Source organism: Micromonospora sp. NPDC049662 (assembly GCF_040675055.1).
GTDB lineage: Bacteria > Actinomycetota > Actinomycetes > Mycobacteriales > Micromonosporaceae > Micromonospora.
Map to the genome: position 1 here is coordinate 24,831 of NZ_JBFAOC010000073.1, position 6,000 is coordinate 30,830.

General features: G+C 71.2%; 6 protein-coding genes. 3 read left to right on the top strand and 3 right to left on the bottom strand.

The window, feature by feature from the left end:
- Positions 1 to 49: 49 nt before the first annotated feature.
- Positions 50 to 619, bottom strand: a complete 570-nt coding sequence (locus tag AB0J36_RS31265) for an alpha/beta fold hydrolase (protein ID WP_357120550.1) — start codon at positions 617 to 619, stop codon at positions 50 to 52.
- Between the two features lie 250 nt (positions 620 to 869).
- On the opposite strand from AB0J36_RS31265, the gene rph reads away from it, so the two are divergent.
- The 3 genes from rph to AB0J36_RS31280 all read left to right on the top strand — a co-directional run bounded on the left by rph (position 870) and on the right by AB0J36_RS31280 (position 5,241).
- Positions 870 to 3,488 (top strand): rifamycin-inactivating phosphotransferase, encoded by a 2,619-nt coding sequence (gene rph / locus AB0J36_RS31270; protein WP_357171482.1) that lies wholly within the window; start codon positions 870 to 872, stop codon positions 3,486 to 3,488.
- Between the two features lie 147 nt (positions 3,489 to 3,635).
- On the top strand, positions 3,636 to 3,992 hold the full coding sequence (locus AB0J36_RS31275; RefSeq protein WP_357120556.1) for a YciI family protein: 357 nt from the start codon (positions 3,636 to 3,638) through the stop codon (positions 3,990 to 3,992).
- Position 3,993: 1 nt separating this feature from the next.
- A complete protein-coding gene (locus AB0J36_RS31280) occupies positions 3,994 to 5,241 on the top strand; it encodes a sigma-70 family RNA polymerase sigma factor (RefSeq protein WP_357171481.1) in 1,248 nt (415 codons plus the stop codon).
- A 28-nt stretch (positions 5,242 to 5,269) separates the two neighbouring features.
- Here the strand turns inward: AB0J36_RS31280 and AB0J36_RS31285 are convergent, their stop codons facing one another.
- Both AB0J36_RS31285 and AB0J36_RS31290 read right to left on the bottom strand, forming a co-directional pair.
- Positions 5,270 to 5,629 (bottom strand): VOC family protein, encoded by a 360-nt coding sequence (locus tag AB0J36_RS31285; protein ID WP_357120562.1) that lies wholly within the window; start codon positions 5,627 to 5,629, stop codon positions 5,270 to 5,272.
- A 128-nt stretch (positions 5,630 to 5,757) separates the two neighbouring features.
- On the bottom strand, positions 5,758 to 6,000 hold a 243-nt coding region (locus AB0J36_RS31290; protein WP_357421913.1), incomplete at its 5' end, for a non-reducing end alpha-L-arabinofuranosidase family hydrolase.

Below are 6,000 nucleotides of genomic sequence, written 5' to 3' on the forward strand. Positions count from 1 at the left end.
AGCCACACCCGTCAAAGTGATGTCCACCGCCCCGCCTGACGGAGTGGGGTCAGCGTGCGGACGCGACGTCCCGGGTGATCACCCGCGCCACCTCGCCGAGGTCGTCGTCGAGCTGATGGTCGCGCCCCGGGAGCCGGTACAGGAGCGCCTGCGGCAGCGCCCGCGCGTAACGATCGGCGTGCGACGGCGGCACCGTCTCGTCCCCGAGGCCGTGGAACACCCGCACCGGCACGCCGCGCGGCAGCCTGGCACCGAGGTCGCCCGGCAACTCGAACTCGTCGCCGGGCCAACCGCCCGCTCCGACGAACGGAGCTGCGACCAGGACGATCAGCGCCAGCTCACGCTCCGGTGGCCGCTCGGCGAGCACGTGCGCGAGAATCGCCCCGCCCACCGAATGGCCGATCACGACCGCGCCGTCGTCCAGGGCCGCGATCTCCCGGCGAACGGCGGCGCTCCAGGTGGCGTAGCGCGGATCGCCCTCGTCGGGCAGGCGTGGATAGCGGACGTCGTACGAGTCACCGAGCTCGCGCCGCAGGCTGTCGACCATCCGGCTGTCCCACTCGTCGTACGTGCCGGGGCCGGCGCCCTGGACGAAGAGGATTTGCCTGACCGCTGTCACGGCAGCTCCCTCTCGTGCTTTCGGGGCGGGACCGCGCCGCTCTTTCGCGATTTTCATTCGTGGCCGGAAAACGCCACCGGTATCCGCTCCCACTTAAACGTATATCGCGACCGGGGCCTTGCCGCAAGACCCCGGTCGTGACGCAGAATCGTCGGCCGGAGACGGAACGATGCGAAGAATCGGGGCACCACGTGGGTGTGTTGTGCAGGACGCGAGTGTTCACGCCGACCGTGCGGGCCGAGGTGGCGCGATGACGGACCGGTACGTGTGGGATCTCGACGAGGTCGACGAGACGCAGGTCGCGCTCGTCGGCGGCAAGGGCGCCCGACTGGGGGCGCTGACACGGATCGACGGCGTCCGCGTACCGCCCGGCTTCTGTGTGACGACCGACGCGTTCCGACGGGTCGTGGCCGAGGCGCCCGCGATGGCCGATCACCTCGACCGCCTGTCGCGCCTCGCGGCGGACGACCGGGACACGATCCGCGACCTCAGCGCGGAGATCCGCCGAATCATCGAAGCCATCGTCCCGCCCGACGACGTGGTGACGGCGATCGGCGCGGCCCTGCGCCGCCACGGCGCCGACACGGCCTACGCCGTCCGGTCCAGCGCCACCGCGGAGGACCTCGCGACGGCCTCCTTCGCGGGCCAGCAGGACACCTACCTGAACGTCCGGGGCGCGGAGGCCGTCCTCGCGCACGTCAGCCGGTGCTGGGCCTCGCTCTTCACCGAGCGGGCCGTCAGCTACCGGCAGCGCAACGGCATCGACCACCGGACGGTCCACCTCGCGGTCGTGGTGCAGAAGATGGTGTTCCCGCAGGCGGCCGGCGTGCTGTTCACGGCCGATCCGGTCACGTCCAACCGGAAGGTCGCCTCCGTGGAGGCCAGCTTCGGTCTCGGCGAGGCGCTGGTCTCCGGGCTCGTGAACCCGGACGCCTACCGGGTGCGCGACGACGCGATCGTCGACCGGTCGATCGCCGTCAAGCGCCTCGCCATCAACGCCCTCCCCGGCGGCGGCACCGACCGACAGACGATCAGCGCGGACCGGCAGGGCCAGCCGGCGCTGACGGACGACCAGGTCCTGCGACTGGTACGGGTGGGGCGGCGCATCGAGGCGGCCTTCGGTTGCCCGCAGGACATCGAGTGGTGCCTGTCCGACGGCGACGCCCAGATCGTCCAGAGCCGGCCGATCACCACGCTGTTCCCGGTACCCGCCGCCGCCCGGGACGGGGCGAACCACGTCTACCTGTCCGTGGGACATCAGCAGATGATGACCGACGCCATGAAGCCGCTGGGGCTGTCCATGTGGCAGCTCACGGCGATGGCGCCGATGCACGAGGCCGGTGGGCGGCTCTTCGTGGACGCCACCGGAATCCTGGCGTCGCCCGCGAGCCGCGCCGGCTTCCTCGAGATGGCGGGCAGGTCAGATCCGTTGACCCGGGACGCGCTGGAGACCCTGCTCGCCCGCCCCGACTTCGTACCGACGCTGACCGACGACGCTCCCCGTGTCCCCCGGCTGGGCGGCGCGCCGGCCACGATCGAGAACGATCCGGCCATCGTCACCGAACTGGTCGAGCGCAGCCGGACGTCCCTCGCCGCGCTGCGGCGTGACATCGCGACGGTGACCGGACCGGCACTGTTCGACTTCCTGCTCACGGCATTCGAGGAGCACAAGCGGCTGCTCGCCGATCCATTGAGCATGCAGGCGATCATGGCGGGGATGGAGGCCACCTGGTGGCTCAACGAACAGCTCGCCGGTTGGCTGGGTGAGCGGAACGCCGCCGACACCCTCACCCTGTCGGCCCCCGGCAACATCACGTCGGAGATGGGCCTGGCGCTGCTCGACGTCGCGGACGCGATCCGCCCGTACCCCGAGGTGGTGGCGTTCCTGCGGGACGTCGACGACGACGGCTTCCTCGACGAGCTGCCGAGACTGCCGGGCGGCAGCCAGGCGCGCGACGCCATCCGGGCCTATCTCGACCGGTACGGGATGCGCTGCGTCGGCGAGATCGACATCACGAGGCCGCGCTGGGCCGAACGCCCCACCACGCTCGTACCCCTGATCCTCGACAACATCAGGTTGCACGAGCGCGGCGCGGCCGCACGGCGCTTCGCGCAGGGGCGCGAGGAGGCCCAGCGCAAGCGCGAGGAGCTGCTGGAACGCCTGCGTGCCCTGCCGGACGGGGTGCGCAAGGCCGACGAGACCGCACGGATGATCGACCGGGTTCGCACCTTCATCGGGTACCGGGAGTACCCGAAGTACGCGATCATCAGCCGCTACCTCGTGTACAAGCAGGCCCTGCTGCGGGAGGCGGAACGCCTCCTGCGGGCGGGCGTGCTGCGCCAGATCGACGACATCTTCTACCTCACCTTCGCCGAGCTGCACGACTTCGTGCGGACGCACCGGATCGACGATCACCTCGTCGAGCGGCGCAGAGAGGCGTTCCGGACGCACCAGAGGCTCACCCCGCCGCGGGTGCTCACCTCGGAGGGAGAGGGCATCTCCGGGGCGTACCGACGCGATGACGTGCCGGCCGGCGCGCTTGTCGGTCTCGGCGTCTCCGACGGGATCGTCGAGGGTCGCGCCCGCGTCCTTCCCGACCTGGCCGAGGCCGACCTGGAACCGGGCGACATCCTGGTCACCGCGTACACCGACCCGAGCTGGTCGCCGCTGTTCGTGGCGGTCGCCGGACTGGTCACCGAGGTGGGTGGCCTCATGACCCACGGGGCGGTCATCGCCCGGGAGTACGGCCTGCCCGCCGTCGTCGGCGTGCCGGACGCGACCAGGCTCATCCGGAACGGGCAGCGGATCCGGGTGCACGGCGCCGACGGGTACGTCGAGATCGTGTCGGACGAGGGCGCTCAGGTGTAGGGCATCGTCGGGAACCAGCCGTAGCCCGATCGCCGCGAAGTCCAGGATCGAACTGTGCGGCATGGCTGTCGATCTACCGCCCGCCCGAGCCGTCGTAGTGTAGGGGCCCACCACCGAGGGGGCCGGCACACGGACGGGACTTGAGCCATGGCCAAGTACATGATTCTGATCTACGGCGACGCCCAGCAGTGGGAGGCGATGACCGACGAGCAGTGGAAGGCACACGACGCCGCGCACGCGGCGTTCGCCGAGAAGGCTGGGACTCAGATCATCGACGGAAAGCAGTTGGAGATGTCGCCCACGGCCACCACGCTGCGCTCGGACTCGATGGGGCAGATCACGACGACCGACGGCCCGTTCCTGGAGACCAAGGAGGCGCTCGGCGGCTACTACCTGATCGAGGCCACCGACCTGGACGAGGTGCTGTCGTTGGCGAAACTGCTCCCCGAGGTGCGCGCGTCGCACAGCGGTGTGGAGATCCGCCCGGTGGTCGACCACGGTTGACGTGACCGACCCACGAACGAAGGACGAGGTCGTCGCGGCGGTCGCCCAGGCGCACCGCCGCGACTGGGCCCAGGTGTTCAGCACCACGGCCCACCTGACCCGCGACCTCGACCTGGCCGAGGAGTGCACCCAGGACGCGTTCGCCCGGGCCCTGGAGACCTGGACGCAGACCGGCATCCCGGACCGGCCGGGCGCCTGGTTGACCACCATCGCGCGTAACCGGGCCCGCGACGTCCTGCGCCGCGCGTCGGTGTTCCGTCGCAAGATGCCCCTGCTCGTGGCCGACGAGACCACGCCGGGGCCGGAGGACGGTCTCGTCGACGACCGGCTGCGCCTCATCTTCACCTGCTCACACCCGGCCCTGGCCCGGGACGCCCAGGTCGCCCTGACGCTGCGTCTGGTGTGCGGGCTGTCCACGCCCGAGGTGGCCCGCGCGTTTCTCGTGCAGCCGGCCACCATGGCCGCCCGCATCACCCGGGCCAAGAAGAAGATCGCCGCGGCCCGCATCCCGTACCGGGTGCCGGGCCCGGACCAGCTGGAGGAGCGGGTGAGCGCGGTCCTGGAGGTCGTCCACCTGATCTTCACCACCGGCCACACGGCGCCGCTCGGCGCCCAGCTGGTCCGCCAGGACCTGGTGGACAGCGCGGTCGGGCTGGCCCGCATGCTGCACCTGCTGATGCCGACCAACGCCGAGATCAGCGCACTGCTCGCGTTGCTCCTGCTCAACGCCGCCCGCCAGGACGCCCGCAGAGCCGCGGACGGGCGTCTGGTGCTGCTGTCCGAGCAGGACCGCTCGCGCTGGGACCGGCAGCTCATCGCCGAGGGCCGGGCTCTGGTCGCCGACGCGCTGCGTCGACGGCCTCCGACGCGGTACGCGTTGGAGGCGGCGATCGCCGCCCTGCACGCTGCGGCGCCGAGCTGGCAGGACACCGACTGGGCCCAGATCGTCGCGCTCTACGACACCCTGTTCCGGATCTGGCCCTCCCCCGTGGTCGATCTCAACCGGGCGGTCGCGATCGGGCTGCGCGACGGACCCCGGGCCGGCCTCGACGCGCTCGACCCACTGCTCGCCGACCCGGCCCTGGCCACGTACGGATACCTGAGTGCCGCCCGGGCCGACTTCCTGCGCCAGTTGGGGCAGTGGCGGCAGGCCCGGACGGCCTACGAGGAGGCCTTGACCCTCACCGACAACGACGTCGAACGGGCATTTCTCAGCGACCGGCTGACCGAGGTGGAACGGAATCTGTGAGCGCCAGCGCCAGGGGAACGGCGGTCGGTCAGACATCCGCCTCGATGGCGAACGTGTTGCCGTCCGGGTCCTGGATCCAGGCGATACGCCCACCTCCGGCCCGCGCGGTGATCCCCTTCGGGTCGTGCTCGAACTGCTCGTAGCGCACGGGGTCGACGCCGGCGGCCATGAGTTCGTCGACGATCTCGTCGAGGTCGTCGACGTACCACGTCGCCAGCGTCGCCTCGGTCGTCCCGGCGGTGACCGACTGGTACACGTTGAGGGCCGGTCCGCCGCCGGAGGCGTAGATGCGGCTGCCGTCGGGGATGTGGGCGCTGGGCGCGGACCGCAGCGCCCGCAGGCCCAGCCTGCCTTCGTAGAAGGCGACCGCCCGTGCGATATCGGACACGGCGACTGACGTTCTGAGGTGGTGTGCGCTCAAGGGCATGCCCCAGCCTGGCAGAGACGGGGGCCGGTGGACGTGACGCGGGGCGGGCTCGGCGTGGTGCCGGGCCCGCCCCTCGGTCGTGCGTCAGGTCAGCGTTGCAGGGTGAGCACGCCCGGTCGGTACGGCAGTAGGCCGTAGTCGACGCCGTTGGAGGAGGGCGATCGGCCCTGGTAGAGCAGTTGGAGGTTGCAGGGGTTGACGGTGAAGGTCTGGTCGGCGCTGGTGCGGATCAACTCGCCGTGGCTGATGTCGTTGGTCCAGGTGGCGCCGCTGTTGGCCTTGCCGGCGAAGGGGTTGCTCTCGGTGGCGGCCTGGGGGGTCCAGCTGCCGTT